This window comes from Amycolatopsis albidoflavus (assembly GCF_039525725.1).
Classification (GTDB): Bacteria; Actinomycetota; Actinomycetes; order Mycobacteriales; family Pseudonocardiaceae; genus Amycolatopsis; species Amycolatopsis albidoflava.
Window position 1 is genome coordinate 212,131 of the sequence record NZ_BAAAHV010000028.1, and the last position, 14,750, is coordinate 226,880.

Below are 14,750 nucleotides of genomic sequence, written 5' to 3' on the forward strand. Positions count from 1 at the left end.
CCTACCGTTTTCGCCTCCTTCGGCCGGCGGAGGCTGCTATCACCCGTGTCACGGGGGTGATCGCGTTCTGGCCGCCGTGGGGCCGGATGGCGACTTTCTCGCGCAGGAGCAGTCGGCGGATCGTGCCGTATGAGGCGTGGTGGGTGCTCGCGACTGTTTGGATGGTGGCTCCGCGCTGATAGTCGCGGACGACTGGCGCGACATTGAGTTCGCGTTTCACCCCTTGTTGCATGGGAGGCATGGCGACGCCCTCCTGCCGGAGGATCCGGCCGGTCCAGCTCAGCGACAGCCCGTAGGCAGCGGCGATCGCCGTGATCGTCTTGCCGTCCCGGTAGTCCTGCGCCATTTTCTGGTTGCGGGCCTGCCGCTCAGGGGTGTGGGCCGGCATCACAGCAGCCGGTGCTCGGCACGATCCCGCGACGGCGGATGTCGAGCTGCGTGAGACCGCTCGCGCAACAGGTCGCGGTGCGTGCTGGCCCACAGGCGGGTGCCGCGGAGCACCACGTACCGGCACTTGCCGATGTCCAAGCCTTGCGGGAAGAACCGCCGCCAGCGTCCTGACGCGACCTTCTTCTCGTATGCCGTGGCCCACTTGGCCAGTTCGTCGTCTCGGGTTGCGGCAGTGATCCCGGAGGATGCCGGGTCGTTCTCGAACCATTCGCCGGCGTACATGCCGAGCACTAGGTCGTCGTCGGAGAAAGCCGACGCAAGGTGCTCGCGGATCCGGCGACGCGCGTGCTCGGCGGGGCCGCGGACCCAGTACGGCGCGGCTGGATCGGCGGTGAGCAGCGGGGGTGTCAGGTCGGCGATCTCATGCAGGACACGGTTCGCCGCGGCGGTGGTCACGCACGGGATCGCCCACCAGGCGGTCCGGTCCGGCAGTGCTCCTTCGGCGATGCGCGCGGTCAGTTCGCCGGTGTCCAGATTCAGCGTCACCACGACGCCGTATGAGTGTTGTCGGCCTGGGAGGTGCAGGTGCAGGCTGGTCGGTTCGGCGTCGTCCAGCAGTTGGATGCTTGCTTCGGCAGGGGGACGCGCTCCGGCGGGCCGCAGCGGTCCTGCGCGGTCGCGCAGGTCGCACGCGGCTACGTCTGCGGCGATCAGCGCTGCGGCGACGTCGAATTCCTGGCCGTCGCCGGTATGCGGGACGAAGGCGATCTGGTCGAAGGCGGCGACCGGGGCTAGCCGCCAGCCGCGGGGATGAGGGTCGCGGGCTGTGTCGGTGTCGGCGAACCACATCCGCCATGTTCGCCCGCGGTGGTCGGGGGTTTCGTGGACGAATCCAGGAGCGTCGTAGAGCCGTCGCCATGCCAGCGGTGCGGTGTGGTCTCTCACGGCTGCGGTTCCGTGACCCGTAAGGTGATCGGGCATCATCGGCTGCTCCGGCGTGTGCTGGTCGAACATTTCATGAGTCCGTGTCTTTGGGTGGTCAGTTCTGTCGTATTCCATCCGGTTGCCGTGTCGGTCGTGTGCGACCACACTGCGGTGACCGTCTGTGCCGCGTCGCAGAGGCCGCAGAGTCCGCATTTGCAATCGAGTGAGGGAACGGCTTCATCGAAGTTGTTGGTGCAGAAGTCTTTGTGGTGCGTGTTGCACGTCCGGCCGTTCGGTCCGTGGTCACTGGTGATTTCGAGGTAGGCGAACTGGATCGTCTTGGGATCGACGCGGCCGGATGCCGCGTCCGTCGTGATCTCCTGGGACAGGACGTGCAGTCCGCAGTGGCAGGCGTTCAGCGGGTCCCGTCGGCTCCCGTTGACCGTTGCTGGCCTTCGGTGATCGAGTGCTTCCTGTTGCGGGGCATCGTGTCTGCCGCGCAGACGGTGTGTCCCGGCGGTCTCTGCCAGTGGGTGCAACGGTTTCTCACCTCCTGTCCTTCCGACGTGCCACGCAGGGTCGGGCACGGACATCAATCCAGCGGCCACTGTCCGGACGGCGGCATGCTAGTTCGCGCCGTCGGTTTCCCGCGTTGGTTTCGTCGTCGGCCGGACGGCCTCGGCGAATACCTCCAGGTCTTCCGGCCAGGGCGCTGGGGGTTCGGTCATGCCTCCGCTGTCGTCCTCAGTGGGGTCCGTGGCCGTGCCCTTCTGCCCGTGTTGCGAGAGCGGTCTGTGGTGCCGGGCCGCACGGTCACTGTCCGCAGAGGAGAACAGGCTGAGGGACGGGCTCGGATGGTTCTGCTCGGGCGACCAGTACGTGTCGAGCATGTCGCGGACGGGGACCGGAACCCCGTGTGGTCCCAGGGGAACGGTGACGTCGTCGAGGATCTGCCACAGCTCCCGATCGGCCGGCTCGGGGTCGAACTCCGTGCCGAGGGAGCGGCGGTGGCAATCGATGGCTTGGGCGAGCCTCCGCACGGCGTTGCGGTGTCTCTGGTTCAGGGCGGATGCCGTGTGGTTTTCGTCGACCGCGGCAGCTCGGGTCTGAGCCAGTCGGGTCTCGACGAAGCGTTTGAACACGGTGACGCGGACGCGCCACTGGCCGTATCGCTGTTCGTAGTGCGACGCCGGGTCGAAGCCTAGTCTGCTGCCTCGTTCGTTACGCCTCGACCGCCGCACGCGGAGGTCGTTGTCGACCCTGTTCTGTGTCGCGATCAAGATCGCCCGGACACGGCCGAGCAGCGGCGGGACGAGCAAGGCCTCCCACAGTCCGGCCGCGTCCGGGCCGAGATTGGCAAGCACCAGCTCTTCCAACTGCTCGTCACTGCACCCGATCAGCTCGGAGAAGTCCGGAACGACGTCGGTCGCGGCAGCGCGGCGACTGCTCTGCGCCACCGGATGCGACGACACCTGGGCATTCCCCGGGCGCTCGGCTGCGGGCAACCCTGTGCCCTGCCTTGAGTCGTGAGCCAAGGCAGGAGACGGTTCCGCGTGCGGCAACTCGCCATCGCTGCCCGGGGACTGGTCTCGGCCGTCGATCGCGGTGAAGTGAGGCCAGGTCATGGTGTCCACGCCCGCCACGGAACGTCGACGGACAGGTCTCCGGCCGCGAGCGCGTCCGCGATCGCCGCGGGGCGCAGCAACGCGACCTCGGCCTCGCCCGCCCATCGGAGAGTATGAGGCCGGCGAGCGGCGATGCGGTCGGTGTCGGCGAGCGTCACGTCGAACAGGAACGCCAGCTCGGACGACGACCAGGGACGGCCGTCGACTGTCCGGTGCTCGACGACGGAGCAGAAGCGCAGTCCGGTGATCGTGGCCTCGATCTGGTCGCGCACGGTGCGGCGGAGGGCTTGCTCGACGGGCTCGCCGTCGCGGACCGGCCCGCCCGGCAAGACAAACGCGCCGGTGTCGTCGGTGATGAACAGTATGTCCTCGCCTCGGCCGATGAGGGCATACGCCCCAACTCGCGGCCCTGGCGTGTAGTGGGCGTTGTTGTTCACAGCGGATGTCCCATCGAATGCTGAGGGCCGGTGCCGAGCGGCGCGGCCGGACGCGCCGTGCGGACCCGCCCGCTCCGGCCGCGCATCCGGACTCCGGACTCGGCCAGAACCCGGTGCACGAAACCGTACGAGCGCCCGCATTCCTCGGCCAGCGCACGAACAGTCGCGCCTTTCTCGTATTTCGTCTTCAGTATTTCGCGTATCTTGTCCCGGGCGGGCCCGGTGATCCGACGCCCCTTGATGCTGACTGCTGGCGGTGTCACGGTGTCCGCCTTTCCTTACTGCCTTGTTACCTTGGCCAGTTGGATTCAGGTGTTCATGTCGCGCGCTGGACTGCTGCCTGACGTCCCGCTACGGACAGATTCGGAGTCCTGCGGCCTGTCCGGACGCCGTTTGGTGTCCGGTGGCCGTGCTTCCGACTGTCGGAATCCGCCGAGAGATGTCCGCCGTCATCACGTTGTCCCGCCTGGGACTCTCGTCGCTAGCGGTCGACCGGCAGGATGTCGACGTCGTCGACCGGCCATGCGGTCCGGGTGGCGATCCAGTCGTGCAGGGGACGGTGACGGGGCACGGAGAGCAGACACATCTCGTCCTCCTCTGCGACTGGGGATTCTTCGCGTCCTGCTGGAATTCCTGCTGCAGCCTGGACGGTACGGGGCCGGTCGCTCACGGCTGATGACTCCTCTCGTTTTCGATACGGGCACGGTCCCCGCCGGGAAACACTTGATGCACCACATCGGTTTGAGTTCGTCAGGCGGCTCTTTGTCGGCAATGCAGGTGACGCCGCATTCGCTCATCCCGAGCCACATGCGCCCTCTGTACAGGAGCAAGAGGAGCCGCAGGGGAACCTTGTGCATGACTGCTTCGCGGCGAAATGCGAACGGCCAGAGTGCAAGGCACACCTTGTAAGAGGACGCAGGAGAGTTGTCCCCGGACACGTCAGGCTGCTTTCAGGCCGGCGAGAACCTGGCCCCTGTCGTGCTCGAACATTTCAGCCAGACTGCCCTGCGCGGTAAGAGGAACCGGCAGCCTGCGCATCGAGCACAGGGGAGGCTCCCCCAACCGACTCTCAGCCCAACATGCGAGCAGATACCCGGACCGGGCCAGCTCGGCCAGGCCCAGGACCGCCGTGCCATCGGCGGTCTTCTCCCCGTAGGCGCGATCGACCATGCGACTGGGAGACAGCCCCCGAACGTTGCAGTACAACGTGAATCGGGCGACCGTCGAAGCGCGAGTTCCGAACTCGTGTGAGGCGGTAGCCCCCGTGCCCATCGCAGGAGCCGAGCCGCTCCAGCTGAACCCCCGGCCTTCGCGTACCGAACGCAACACCCTGCCGAGGACATTGCGGAGCTTCGCATCGGCCTTCGCGGCGCGGTCCAGACCGCCGTCAGCATTCGGCGCGGCGGACTCGTGTGCAACGTCGGTTTGTGCTGGCCTGTCACTGTTGTTCATGATGCCCTCCGGGAGTGCTGGCTTCGCCCGTGAACGCGGTGAGGCCAGCGAACCGACCGGGGTCGGCGATGCCGGCCCTCCCGCCCGCCCTGGACGAGGACCAGAACGGCCCGCTGCTTCTCGCACTGTCGCGCACGGGACCGTTCAACGATTCGGACGCACGCCGCGCACCTGGCCCCGGGGGCCGAAATGGCAAGCGAGCATGCCAATTGGCGACCGCAGACGGCGACAAGAGGGACTCCGCGCTCGTGCGCAGCCTGAAACGCCTCATCGGTAATCTCGTGCTGCAGGCCGTCCCGCCCGCACGTATAGGGCGTGGTCCACAGGCGTTGAACTGGTCCGGCCATTCCGGACACCTCTCAATCGGGGTGGAACGCGGTGGAGGCAACTGGTCGGGGCCAGCCGCCTCCACCGCGGCTATGGGGCGGCAGGCGGGCGAGGGCGCCCGGGCGTTCTGCTGCGGGGCAGAAGGTGCACGCCGTCGGGCTCGACCTCGCCCGTCCGCCGCCGATATCCCCTGGGACGCTCGCGCCGTCGACTACCGACGCCCCGGGGTGGCCGCAATGCCTCAAGAGAGACCAGCAGGCCTTGACCTCACGAGATCTCCGCTAGGTTGCGAGGATGCATTTGGCTAGGCCTCCTCGGAACACGCGGCGCGTCGATGGGGCCGCTGCTTGCCTGCCCGGGAGATCTCGCAAAGGCCCAGTAGAGCGCGACTCGAAAGCTGGGCATTCCGAGACAGGCAAGAATGACGGGAATCTCCAGCGAGACGGCGGTAGTACACGGTCCGGCGATCGCGATTCTTGTGCGTTCTCGGATGAACTCCCCCAGCACACGCCGCGCGGGACCAACCCCCGCCGTCGTATCGACAACTACTGTGCACTGCATGTCGCGCACCGCCGCCAACGCCGAGCTAAGTTCCCAGGCAGCTTCCGTATTCATCCGTTGAACCCCCTCGAAAAGCGGCTATCGGCGCGTCCGCGTTTGACTCCAGAATCGGCAAAGCGGGAAGCGAACATTGTCGGATGCCGATTGATGCTCACGTCCGTTTACAACGTGTCGCACCGCTTACTGCGCGTCATCCGGCGAACACATGAACCGTAGACATGCGCACGTGCGTGAATCAAGCGCGAACGACGCACGTGCGGGAAGTGCGGTGCAAATGCGGTACCGCCAGCGGTCACCCGTTCAGGGCCGCGCATGGCTCGCGAGTGCCTCCACTGGGCCGATTCGTTGATCAGCTCGGACGTTCTATGCAGGTCAGGGACCCGATTCGGGGAGCGAAGGCGGGTTCGCTAACCTCAGGTAGTCGAACGTGCGGCGCTCGGCCGAGCAGCAGCGCCGGACGAGCACTCTTGGCGAGTCCGCGCACGTGCGCGGACTGTATGCTCAGCACATGGCGACTTCCACCCGCACAACCCGTGAACTTGGAAGCCTGCTGCGCAGTGCCCGAAAGGCATCCGGCAAGAAGGTCGATGAAGTCGCCACGCATGTCGATCAGGCTCCGTCCAGCGTCAGCCGATACGAACTTGGGGAATTGAAGACGTCCTGGCCCATGATCAAGACGATCCTCGAATTCGTGGGAGTCTCCGCCGGAGATCCGGTGATGGAGGATGCGTGGGGCCTCTACCAGGCGGCGAAGAACGAGCCTAAGCCGGTCAGCCTGCCTAAGGGCGCGTCGGCTGCATTTCGGCGACTGGTGCACGAGACCGGTGACGCGACAGGGCTCCGGGAACTCGCAACGACGTTGATCCCCGGCATGATGCAAGACGAGCGGTACATGATGGCCCTAGCGCAGGCCCTTGGAGACCCGACCCGGCGCGCGATAGCGGTCCGGAAGCAGCGACAAGTGCGACTTGACCACCAGTGTCGGAAACCCCTCTGGTACCACGCGGTTCTGGACGAAATCTGTCTGACGCGTGTCGTGGGCGAGCCTTCGGTCATGCTGGCTCAACTCGAACACCTCGACAGGCTCGCGCAGCAGCCGAACGTGACACTCCAGGTCGTGCCCAAGGAAGCCGGCGACTACGGTGCGGCGACCGGAGGACTCACGCTCGTTGACTATGAACCGGGCGTGCCGTCGTGGGTGTACTTCGAGTACCAGGCAGGAGCCAGCGTGGTGGACAACCCAGACGATGTGCAACGCTTCGCGAAGGTCTTCGACAATGCCGCGGGTCTCTCGCGTGAAACGGGTGAACTGCAGTGGAAAGGACCCGCATTGTCGCCGGATGAGACGGCTTCCTTTATCCGCCAACAGATCGGGGTGCTGACGAGCGATGCGTGATCTTGACAGCGAGGCTCGGCTTGAGTGGTTCACGAGCACCTACTCCGGCAACGACCTGGAAAAAACGAACTGCGTGGAAGTAGCCTTCGGAGAAGCAAAGGTGTTCCTGCGCGACAGCAAAGACCCAAAGGGCGGCATGCTGGCCATTCCCTGGGACAACTGGCCAGGTCTGCTCGCTGCGATCCGACAGAAGACGGACGGAGACGGTTGACCCTCCGGCCGCCGATGCGGCACGCCGCGCCGCCTAGGACGAGCTTGGAACTGTCCAGCGTCGGTGGCCGCGGCAGCAGCTGTTCGAGCCTGAACTTCGGCTGTGGTTCGTGGTGTGCAATACGCCCGATGCAAGCCAACCGCGGCCGCACGCCAGAACCAGATCTCTGCGGGAGAAGACATGATTAAATCGGTAGTCTTCGACGTCGGCGAGACGTTGCTCGATGACACGCGCGAGTTCGGCGCTTGGGCGGACTGGCTTGGCGTCCCCCGGCACACATTCTCTGCCATCCTCGGAGCAGTCACCGCTGCAGGCCGGAACAACGCCGAGACATTCCAGGTGCTGCGCCCTGGCTTCGACCTGGAAGGCGAACGCCAACGGCGCGAAGACGCAGGCGTCGGCGAGGAGATCCACGAGAGTGACCTCTACCCGGATGTGCGCCAGACTTTTGAGTCTCTGCGCCGACATGGCCTGTGGGTAGGGGTGGCCGGAAATCAGACCGTGAAGGCCGCGGAGCTGCTCCGATCGCTGCAACTGCCGGTCGACGCGATCGCAACCTCAGGGGAATGGGGCATCGCGAAGCCAGATCAAGCGTTCTTCAAGCAAGTCATCGACTTCGCACCCGGCGATCCCAGCGAGATCGTGTATGTCGGAGACCATCGGGATAATGACATCGCACCCGCTCGCGCAGCAGGACTCCTTCCTGCGCTCATCCGTCGGGGACCGTGGGGCTACCTGTGGGCCAGTGACCCGGTAGTGGTTCGTGACGCCGAATGGGTGATCGACAACCTCATGGAACTGCCAGACCTGCTCACCACACCGAAGACATAGCTAACGAGTTCCGCCGCTTTCCACGAGAGCTTGCAGCGGCAGTACTTTGTCACGGAGTTCGAGAAGGCCTTTGCTGGGTGAGCCAGCGTTCGTCTCCCAGAGCGTTCGGACGATCGAGTTGACGTGCGGATGCTCTCGCACGTGTTCAGGCGCGATCTGGGAGGCCGTAAGCAGAGCGGAAATCGCGTTGTCGTTACGCCCCGCCAGGTGTCGGACGCGGCCGAGTTCGATGTAGAAATGCGAACGCCGCTCTGCCGGAAGGCTGGTCGGCGGTCGCCACCGTCCGGCCGTACGCATGGCGGCACCGACGTCGCCGAGCTCCGCGTCGAGGGAAAGCTGGTGGATCCGCGCTGACGCAGGGCCAAACACTGTTCCCTGGTGGACGCCCTCATTGACCTTGCAGGCGAACTGCTGTGCTTCGGCGATGTGGTCTCTCGCGCGCACCGCATCGCCGCCGCGAGCCGCCAAAACTGCCGCCCGCATATGCAACGCGCCATAAGTTGCAGCGGCTGTTGCACTGTCGGCTGTGCGGATCTGCGCGCCAGCTGCTTCTAGCGCGCGTCTCCCCGTGGCGTAGTCGAGGGTCGCGAAGAACGTCTCGCCGCGCACGTACGCGCAGCTGGCGACGAGCAGTTCGTCTTCGGCGTCGACCGCTGCGTCGGACATAAGATCGATGATCCGCGCCGAGAGGTCGTAGTAGCCGTACTTGTCGGCAATGGCGTCGGCCGCACGGTATGCGTTGACAAGCAATCGTGCACAGGTCCCTCGATGTTCGCGTGGAGAGTTCGCGATCGCTCGGTGCAGCTCCGCCAGCACGGCGGGAGCATCGGCGGCTAGGGCAAAATAGTCCGACTGGAGCCTCTGGCCGACGAGCCTCGCGACGCGCTGCCGCAGATGTTCAAACGACCCCACCGGCCCGTCTTCGGGAAAGTCGCGGGCGGCAAGGACGCGCCGCAGAGCTGGAATACACGCGTGAACAGCGCCTGCAGAAGTGCGGCGTTCCGGCGACGGAGAGGTAAAGAACTGGTCGAGCGCATCGAGCGGGACATCCAAGATTCGAGCCAACCCGTAGCGGTGCGTCGCGCGAGGCAACGATTCGCCAAGTTCCCAGCGCTGGACAGTGGTCCACGAGACTCTGAGGGCACGAGCAAGAGACTTCTGGGAGAAACCGCGTCGCTCCCGCAAATCGCGCAACTGCGAACGTGGTGGTTGGGTAGCCATCTGAGCCGTCCTCCCCCGTTCGGGTTTACGCCGTCGACCGCAGGTCACGGCTGGATAGTGGACCCGTGGATAACAGCAGCGGAACCATCATACGGGCAGGATGGCAAAGTTCGCTCCGGATGTGCGACCCCGTCGCGTGCGCGAATCGGGTTCGCGGAGCTGGATCGTTTGCTCTGCATGTCGCCAGGCGAACACCACCAGTTCATTGCATGCCCTGCGAAGAACTGTAGTTGCGACCGCGGTAGCAATACCGAACTGTGCGCGCTGAGCCGCGTCCGAACGTATGGGCCTTGCGGTGGTTCCCCTCGTCCCAAAGCCGCGCAGCGTGACTGCCCGCCTTCGTCGGTGTCGTGGCGGGGTGGCAAGCTTGCCAAGCGCCGACGAGCGCAGCCCTGCCGGGCTCGGACACGAGAGGCACTACGCGTGAATTCAGGCCATTCCGGAAGTGAATGCACCGTTCGCATGCTGGTGACCGGCGGCGGTACCGGTGGCCACACGTATCCGGCGCTCACCGCGGTCCGCACAGCCCAGGCACGCCTGGTATCAGGGCACGGTGCCGTCCAGGTGGTGTGGGTCGGAACTTCTGACGGGCTGGAAGCGCGTGTCGCCGGGAACGAGCATATTCCGTTTGTCCCGGTTGTTGCGGGCAAGGTTCGGCGCGCGCGAAACCCGTTGAAGATGGTTTCGTGGGCCAATATCAAGGACATGGCGAAGGTTCCGGTCGGGATTGTGCAGTCGGTCCGTGCGGTCGCCGCGTTCAAGCCTGACGTGGTGCTGGCAACCGGCGGCTACGTGTCGGTTCCGGTGAGCCTGGCCGCGTGGGTATGCCGGCGTCCGCTGGTCGTGCACGAGCAGACGGTGCGGCTGGGGCTCGCCAATCGCCTCCTGGCACGGATCGCGACGGTCATGGCGGTCTCGTCGGCCTCGACGTTGCCGTTGTTGCCGGGCCGGGCGCGCGGGCGGGCTGTGGTGACCGGGAATCCTGTCCGGCCGGAAGTGTTCGGCGGGTGCGCGCAGAAGGCCGCGCCTGCGCTGGGCTCGCCGAGGTTCGATGCGTCGCTGCCGACGGTGTACGTTACCGGCGGTGCGCAAGGCGCCGCGCAGATCAACGGGCTCGTCTCCGAGATCCTGCCGTGGATGCTGGAACGGGCGAACGTGATTCACCAGTGCGGGCCGGGTGCCCTGGATCGGATGCACGAAGCCGTCGGCACCGTGCCGGACGAACGTGCGGCACGCTATCTGCCGGTCGGGTTCGTGGGTCGGGAGCTGCCAGATGTGTTCGCGTTGGCCGATGTGGTGGTTTCGCGCAGCGGTGCCGGCACGATCGCGGAGCTGACCGCGTTGGGGCTTCCCTCTGTGCTCGTTCCCCTCGCGTCGTCGGCGGGCGGCGAGCAAGCCCACAACGCTCGGGTGCTGGCGGTTGCGGGCGCGGCGAGCGCGTTACTGGACGAGGCCAGTCCTGCGGCCCTGCGCGACGCGCTCGAACCGTTGCTGGCCAACCCAACTAAGCGTGCTGCGATGGCCGAGAAGGCTCTGGAACAGGGCCGACCGGATGCGGCTGACCGGCTCGTCGGCATCCTCTTCGACGTCGCTGCGGCCGGTCGTCGCTGACCCCGCTGCGGGGTCAAGGATCGGCCCGGCTGGTTCGGGGGCGCTGCTGTGGGTCGAACGATGCGCGGGTCCAGTCGGATCGTTCACCGAGCAGGTGGTTGTCGCGGCTGTAGTGAGTGGTCGCGAGTGCTGGGTCCTGCGGCCGCGGGGTGATCCGGTCGAGGCGGGGCAGGGTGTCGGTGAGAAGTCTGCGGCCGTGGCCGATGGCGCGCTGCCACACGTCGCGGACTTCGTCGACGTCCGGCCAGATTGAGAACAGGGTTTCGCCGAGGATCGCGCCGGAGTCGATCCCGTCGTCGACTACGTGGACGGTGATCCCGGCGAGGTGGTCGCCGTTGCGCAGTGCCCAGTTGACGGGCCGTACGCCGCGGTGCTGGGGAAGCCGTCCGGGATGGCAGTTGACGATCATCGGTGTCGAAGCGACGAGGTCAGGGCCGATGATTTTGTCGTACAGGACGCTGACGACGAGATCGCAGCGGCCAGGTTCCAGCTCACGCCAGTCCCCGGACGCGATGATGTGGGCCTGCGGCCAGCGGGCGGAGACGGTATCGGTGAGGCTTATGTCCCATTCCGGTTCAGGGCGGACGGGGACGACGGTGTCGAGAACTGCGTCGGGGAGCTGGACCAGTGTTTCGCAGGCGTGGACGGCGAGGGTGCCTTTGCCGAGGACGGCGACGCGGCGGGTCACCGTGCTCCCGCTTCCTGCCCGACCGCTGCCGTGCTGCCGGTGGGTGCGGTGCGGAGCGCGGCGGCGAGCGCATCCGCCACTCGGGTGATGTCGCCGTCGGTGAGGTCGGGGTGGAACGGCAGGCTCAGGATCTCGTCGGCGAGGGTTTCGGTTGCGGGCAAAGGGCTTGACCACGCGGAGAAGGCGGGCTGGCGGTGATTGGGCGGGTAGTGCACCCCGGCTTGTATCCCGTCAGCGTGGAGACGGGCGTGGACGGTGTCGCGATGCGGAGCGGGCACGCGGACGACGCAGTTGAACGGCACCGAGCGGGCCACGTCGAGGTCGACCAGACTCACGTCGGGGATCCCGGCCAGCGCGGCGGCGTAGCTGCGCCACAGCCGCTGGCGGCGGGAGGCGATCTCGGGGAATCCGGCCAACTGGGCCCGGCCGATCGCGGCATGGAGCGTGGACAGGTGGCAGCGGAAGCCGGCCTCGTGCACCTGGTAGCCCACGGTGCGGACGCGTTCCTCGCGGACCGCGCCCATGCCGAGGAGCCGGACTCGGCGCAGCCGCTGCGCTTCGTCGGGAGTCCGGGGAACGATGGCGCCGCCGTCGCCGCAGGTGAGCGATTTGATCGCGTCGAAGCTGAAACAGGTGAGCGCGCCAGTGGTGCCGACGCGACGGCCGCCGGGATGCGCAGAGCCGAAGGCGTGCGCCGCGTCCTCGACTACGACGATTCCCCTGGCGGCAAGGTCGGCGGCGATCGGCGCGAGGTCGACGGCGCGTCCGCCGTAGAGCACGGGCATAACCGCGCGGGTCGTCGGAGTGAGCGCGGCGCGGACATGGTCGGCGGTGACGCAGAGCGTGGTGGGGTCGACGTCGGCGAAGCGCGGGGCGGCGCCGGTGGCGAGGATGGCCTGCACGCTGGCGCAGAAGGTCAGCGACGGCACGACCACCTCGTCGCCGGGGCCGACACCCGCAGCCAGCAGCGCCAGGTGCAGGGCCGCGGTGCCGGTCGCAACAGCGACGACGTCCTCGACGCCGAGGAACGCGGCGAGTTCGCGTTCGAACTGCTCCGTTTCCGCGCCGTGCCCGTACTGGCCGGTTTCGAGCACGCGGGCGATCGCTGCCAGTTCGGTCCCGTGCAGGTATGGGCGCGCGTTGGCCGCAAGGCCGCTTGGACTAGTCACGACGGTCATGCCGGTGCTCCCTCGAATTCGGCGGCGTGCTGCGAGATTTCGGATCGCAGCGCGAGGCGTTCGGGGTGGGTGCGGTACCAGTCGATCGTGTCCGCCAGGCCTTCGGGAAAGTCGCGGATCGGGGCGAAGCCCAGGTTCGCGATCTTGTCCCAGGTCATGCTGTAGCGGATGTCGTTGGCAGGCCGGTCGGGAATGTGGGTAATCGCGTCCGCGCTGCTGCCGGTGGCCTTGATCAGGAGCCGCGTCAAGGCGAGGGTCGTCAGGTCGGTGCCGCCCGCGATGTTGTAGGTCTCGCCGGGCGTGCCCTTGCGCAGAACGATGTCGATGGCGCGGCAGTTGTCCGCGACGTGCAGCCAGTTGCGCACGTGGCGGCCGTCGCCGTGCAGGGTCACCGGCTGCCCGGCCAGCAGCAGGGCGAGGAACCGCGGGATCAGTTTTTCCTGATGCTGGCGCGGTCCGTAGTTGTTCGAACTACGCGTGATACACACCGGAACCCCCTGCGAGATGTAGTAGGAGAAAGCGAGGAGATCGCTGCAGGCTTTGCTTGACGCGTAGGGCACTGTCGGGCGCAGCGGCGCGTCCTCGGCGGCCGATCCGGTCGGCAACGGCCCGTAGACCTCGTCGGTGGAGACGTGGACCAACTTGGCCACATCGGTGCGCATGGCGACGTCGAGCAATGCTTGGGTGCCCATGACGTTGGTGCGCACGGATTGCGCGACGTCGCGCAGCGAGCGGTCGACGTGGGATTCCGCAGCCAGGTGGACTACCCAGTCGTGGCCGGGCAGGACTGCGGACACGAGGTCGTGGTTGCGCAGATCGCCGTGGACGAACCGGAGCTTGCCCGATTGTTCCGCGTCGGCGAGGTTGCGGCGGTCTCCGGCGTAGGTAAGCGCGTCGAGCACGGTGACCTGCTCGACGTCCGCGCTGGCGATGAGCCGGTCCGTCAGGTGCGAGCCGATGAACCCGGCGCCGCCGGTGACGAAAACCTTGTGCATGGTGTTCCCCTTATCGGACTAGGCGATGGACAGATCGGGCAGACATGCTGATCAGCTGGCGCGGGCAGGGCCGCTGCCGTTCAACGGCAGGCATTCGCCGTAGTCGGGCAGCAGTCCGGCTGCGCGCGCATGGGACGCGGTGGGCGCGGCGGTGTCCTTCGCCGACAGCATCGGCATGACGTCGGAGGGCCAGGGGATCGCGAGCGCGGGGTCGAGCGGGTGGACCGGATGCTCGTCTCCCTCGCGGTGCGGTCGTGACAGCAGGTATAGGACTGTCGTGCGTTCGGCTAGAGACAGGAAAGCGTGTCCGAGCCCAGGTGCGATGTACAGCGCGGTCCGGTTGTCCTCGTTGAGGTGCTCGATATGAAAGCGGCTGAATGTCGGCGACCCCAGGCGCAGGTCCACGACGACGTCCAGCACCTCGCCGCGCAGACAGGACACGAGCTTCGCCGGACCGTCCACTGTGGTCACGCGAATCCCGCGGAGGACCGACCTGCGCGACATCGAGCAGATCGCCTGCTGTACGGACCAGGACATGCCAGTGCCTGCACCAAACAGTCCACTATGGAACAACTCGTGCAGCGAGCCGCGGTCGTCGTCGAACGACCCGGGCACGACCTTCCACGCGCCAGCGATAGGCAAAGGATCGGTCCGTGACTCCATTCCGTTTCCTCCCAGAATCGAGCAAGCGGTGCCTGATGGCCCAGAATCAGCTGTGATGCCCTGAGGCATGAAGCCCGTCCTGCCATGCCGCGGCCGGACACGCGTGCGCTTCAAGTCCAGACAGCATCGCCCAGCACCGCGGACGCGGCAATGTCATTGAATTCGCGGTTTAGGCCGCCTGTTTGTGCATTAGTTGTTCACCTCGGCTGAGGAAACAGCAGGCAGCGCACCCGCGGAACG

The 14,750-nt window shown here is 66.6% G+C and carries 15 protein-coding genes; 4 read left to right on the top strand and 11 right to left on the bottom strand.

The features are described from left to right. Position 1: 1 nt before the first annotated feature. The 6 genes from ABD156_RS43750 to ABD156_RS43775 all read right to left on the bottom strand — a co-directional run bounded on the left by ABD156_RS43750 (position 2) and on the right by ABD156_RS43775 (position 4,828). Positions 2-388, bottom strand: coding sequence for a helix-turn-helix domain-containing protein (locus tag ABD156_RS43750; protein ID WP_344287388.1), 387 nt, complete (start codon positions 386-388; stop codon positions 2-4). Further along, the gene (locus ABD156_RS43755; protein ID WP_344287390.1) at positions 388-1,335 is read right to left on the bottom strand and encodes a hypothetical protein; all 948 of its coding nucleotides are present in this window, start codon (positions 1,333-1,335) and stop codon (positions 388-390) included. Before ABD156_RS43755 ends, ABD156_RS43750 begins: the two co-directional genes overlap by 1 nt. A gap of 605 nt (positions 1,336-1,940) precedes the next feature. Continuing rightward, positions 1,941-2,786 carry a hypothetical protein gene (locus ABD156_RS43760; protein ID WP_344287392.1) on the bottom strand — a complete coding sequence of 282 codons (846 nt, stop codon included), beginning with the start codon at positions 2,784-2,786 and terminating at the stop codon, positions 1,941-1,943. 149 nt (positions 2,787-2,935) lie between these two features. Next, a complete protein-coding gene (locus ABD156_RS43765) occupies positions 2,936-3,376 on the bottom strand; it encodes an NUDIX domain-containing protein (RefSeq protein WP_344287394.1) in 441 nt (146 codons plus the stop codon). Then, on the bottom strand, positions 3,373-3,618 hold the full coding sequence (locus tag ABD156_RS43770; protein WP_344287490.1) for a helix-turn-helix domain-containing protein: 246 nt from the start codon (positions 3,616-3,618) through the stop codon (positions 3,373-3,375). The genes ABD156_RS43765 and ABD156_RS43770 overlap by 4 nt, the downstream gene beginning before the upstream one ends. 697 nt (positions 3,619-4,315) lie before the next feature. Continuing rightward, positions 4,316-4,828 carry a hypothetical protein gene (locus ABD156_RS43775; RefSeq protein WP_344287396.1) on the bottom strand — a complete coding sequence of 171 codons (513 nt, stop codon included), beginning with the start codon at positions 4,826-4,828 and terminating at the stop codon, positions 4,316-4,318. A gap of 1,396 nt (positions 4,829-6,224) precedes the next feature. On the opposite strand from ABD156_RS43775, the gene ABD156_RS43780 reads away from it, so the two are divergent. The 3 genes from ABD156_RS43780 (at position 6,225) to ABD156_RS43790 (ending at position 8,154) form a co-directional block, all read left to right on the top strand. Further along, on the top strand, positions 6,225-7,112 hold the full coding sequence (locus ABD156_RS43780; protein ID WP_344287398.1) for a helix-turn-helix domain-containing protein: 888 nt from the start codon (positions 6,225-6,227) through the stop codon (positions 7,110-7,112). After that, positions 7,105-7,323 carry a DUF397 domain-containing protein gene (locus ABD156_RS43785; RefSeq protein WP_344287400.1) on the top strand — a complete coding sequence of 73 codons (219 nt, stop codon included), beginning with the start codon at positions 7,105-7,107 and terminating at the stop codon, positions 7,321-7,323. The genes ABD156_RS43780 and ABD156_RS43785 overlap by 8 nt, the downstream gene beginning before the upstream one ends. Before the next feature lie 180 nt (positions 7,324-7,503). Then, the gene (locus ABD156_RS43790) at positions 7,504-8,154 is read left to right on the top strand and encodes an HAD family hydrolase (RefSeq protein ID WP_344287402.1); all 651 of its coding nucleotides are present in this window, start codon (positions 7,504-7,506) and stop codon (positions 8,152-8,154) included. Here ABD156_RS43790 and ABD156_RS43795 read toward each other — a convergent pair whose 3' ends face one another. Then, positions 8,155-9,375, bottom strand: coding sequence for a helix-turn-helix transcriptional regulator (locus tag ABD156_RS43795; RefSeq protein WP_344287404.1), 1,221 nt, complete (start codon positions 9,373-9,375; stop codon positions 8,155-8,157). A gap of 462 nt (positions 9,376-9,837) precedes the next feature. On the opposite strand from ABD156_RS43795, the gene ABD156_RS43800 reads away from it, so the two are divergent. Continuing rightward, the gene (locus ABD156_RS43800) at positions 9,838-10,986 is read left to right on the top strand and encodes a UDP-N-acetylglucosamine--N-acetylmuramyl-(pentapeptide) pyrophosphoryl-undecaprenol N-acetylglucosamine transferase (RefSeq protein ID WP_344287406.1); all 1,149 of its coding nucleotides are present in this window, start codon (positions 9,838-9,840) and stop codon (positions 10,984-10,986) included. Positions 10,987-10,999: 13 nt separating this feature from the next. Here the strand turns inward: ABD156_RS43800 and ABD156_RS43805 are convergent, their stop codons facing one another. From ABD156_RS43805 to ABD156_RS43820, 4 genes are read right to left on the bottom strand one after another with little or no spacing between them, the layout of a single operon-like run. Continuing rightward, on the bottom strand, positions 11,000-11,674 hold the full coding sequence (locus ABD156_RS43805) for a formyl transferase (RefSeq protein WP_344287408.1): 675 nt from the start codon (positions 11,672-11,674) through the stop codon (positions 11,000-11,002). Continuing rightward, entirely contained in the window at positions 11,671-12,852 is a 1,182-nt protein-coding gene (locus ABD156_RS43810) for a DegT/DnrJ/EryC1/StrS family aminotransferase (RefSeq protein ID WP_344287410.1), read from the bottom strand. Before ABD156_RS43810 ends, ABD156_RS43805 begins: the two co-directional genes overlap by 4 nt. Next, positions 12,849-13,847 carry a dTDP-glucose 4,6-dehydratase gene (locus tag ABD156_RS43815; RefSeq protein WP_344287412.1) on the bottom strand — a complete coding sequence of 333 codons (999 nt, stop codon included), beginning with the start codon at positions 13,845-13,847 and terminating at the stop codon, positions 12,849-12,851. Before ABD156_RS43815 ends, ABD156_RS43810 begins: the two co-directional genes overlap by 4 nt. Positions 13,848-13,898: 51 nt before the next feature. Next, positions 13,899-14,510 (bottom strand): dTDP-4-dehydrorhamnose 3,5-epimerase family protein, encoded by a 612-nt coding sequence (locus ABD156_RS43820; protein WP_344287414.1) that lies wholly within the window; start codon positions 14,508-14,510, stop codon positions 13,899-13,901. Between the last annotated feature and the right edge of the window lie 240 nt (positions 14,511-14,750).

Bases quoted from the DNA above. Each gene is read 5' to 3' on its own strand.
- ABD156_RS43750 (WP_344287388.1), bottom strand. From the start codon at position 388: ATGCCGGCCCACACCCCTGAGCGGCAGGCCCGCAACCAGAAAATGGCG.
- ABD156_RS43775 (WP_344287396.1), bottom strand. From the start codon at position 4,828: ATGAACAACAGTGACAGGCCAGCACAAACCGACGTTGCACACGAGTCC.
- ABD156_RS43780 (WP_344287398.1), top strand. From the start codon at position 6,225: ATGGCGACTTCCACCCGCACAACCCGTGAACTTGGAAGCCTGCTGCGC.
- ABD156_RS43785 (WP_344287400.1), top strand. From the start codon at position 7,105: ATGCGTGATCTTGACAGCGAGGCTCGGCTTGAGTGGTTCACGAGCACC.
- ABD156_RS43790 (WP_344287402.1), top strand. From the start codon at position 7,504: ATGATTAAATCGGTAGTCTTCGACGTCGGCGAGACGTTGCTCGATGAC.
- ABD156_RS43795 (WP_344287404.1), bottom strand. From the start codon at position 9,375: ATGGCTACCCAACCACCACGTTCGCAGTTGCGCGATTTGCGGGAGCGA.
- ABD156_RS43800 (WP_344287406.1), top strand. From the start codon at position 9,838: ATGCTGGTGACCGGCGGCGGTACCGGTGGCCACACGTATCCGGCGCTC.
- ABD156_RS43810 (WP_344287410.1), bottom strand. From the start codon at position 12,852: ATGACCGTCGTGACTAGTCCAAGCGGCCTTGCGGCCAACGCGCGCCCA.
- ABD156_RS43815 (WP_344287412.1), bottom strand. From the start codon at position 13,847: ATGCACAAGGTTTTCGTCACCGGCGGCGCCGGGTTCATCGGCTCGCAC.
- ABD156_RS43820 (WP_344287414.1), bottom strand. From the start codon at position 14,510: ATGGAGTCACGGACCGATCCTTTGCCTATCGCTGGCGCGTGGAAGGTC.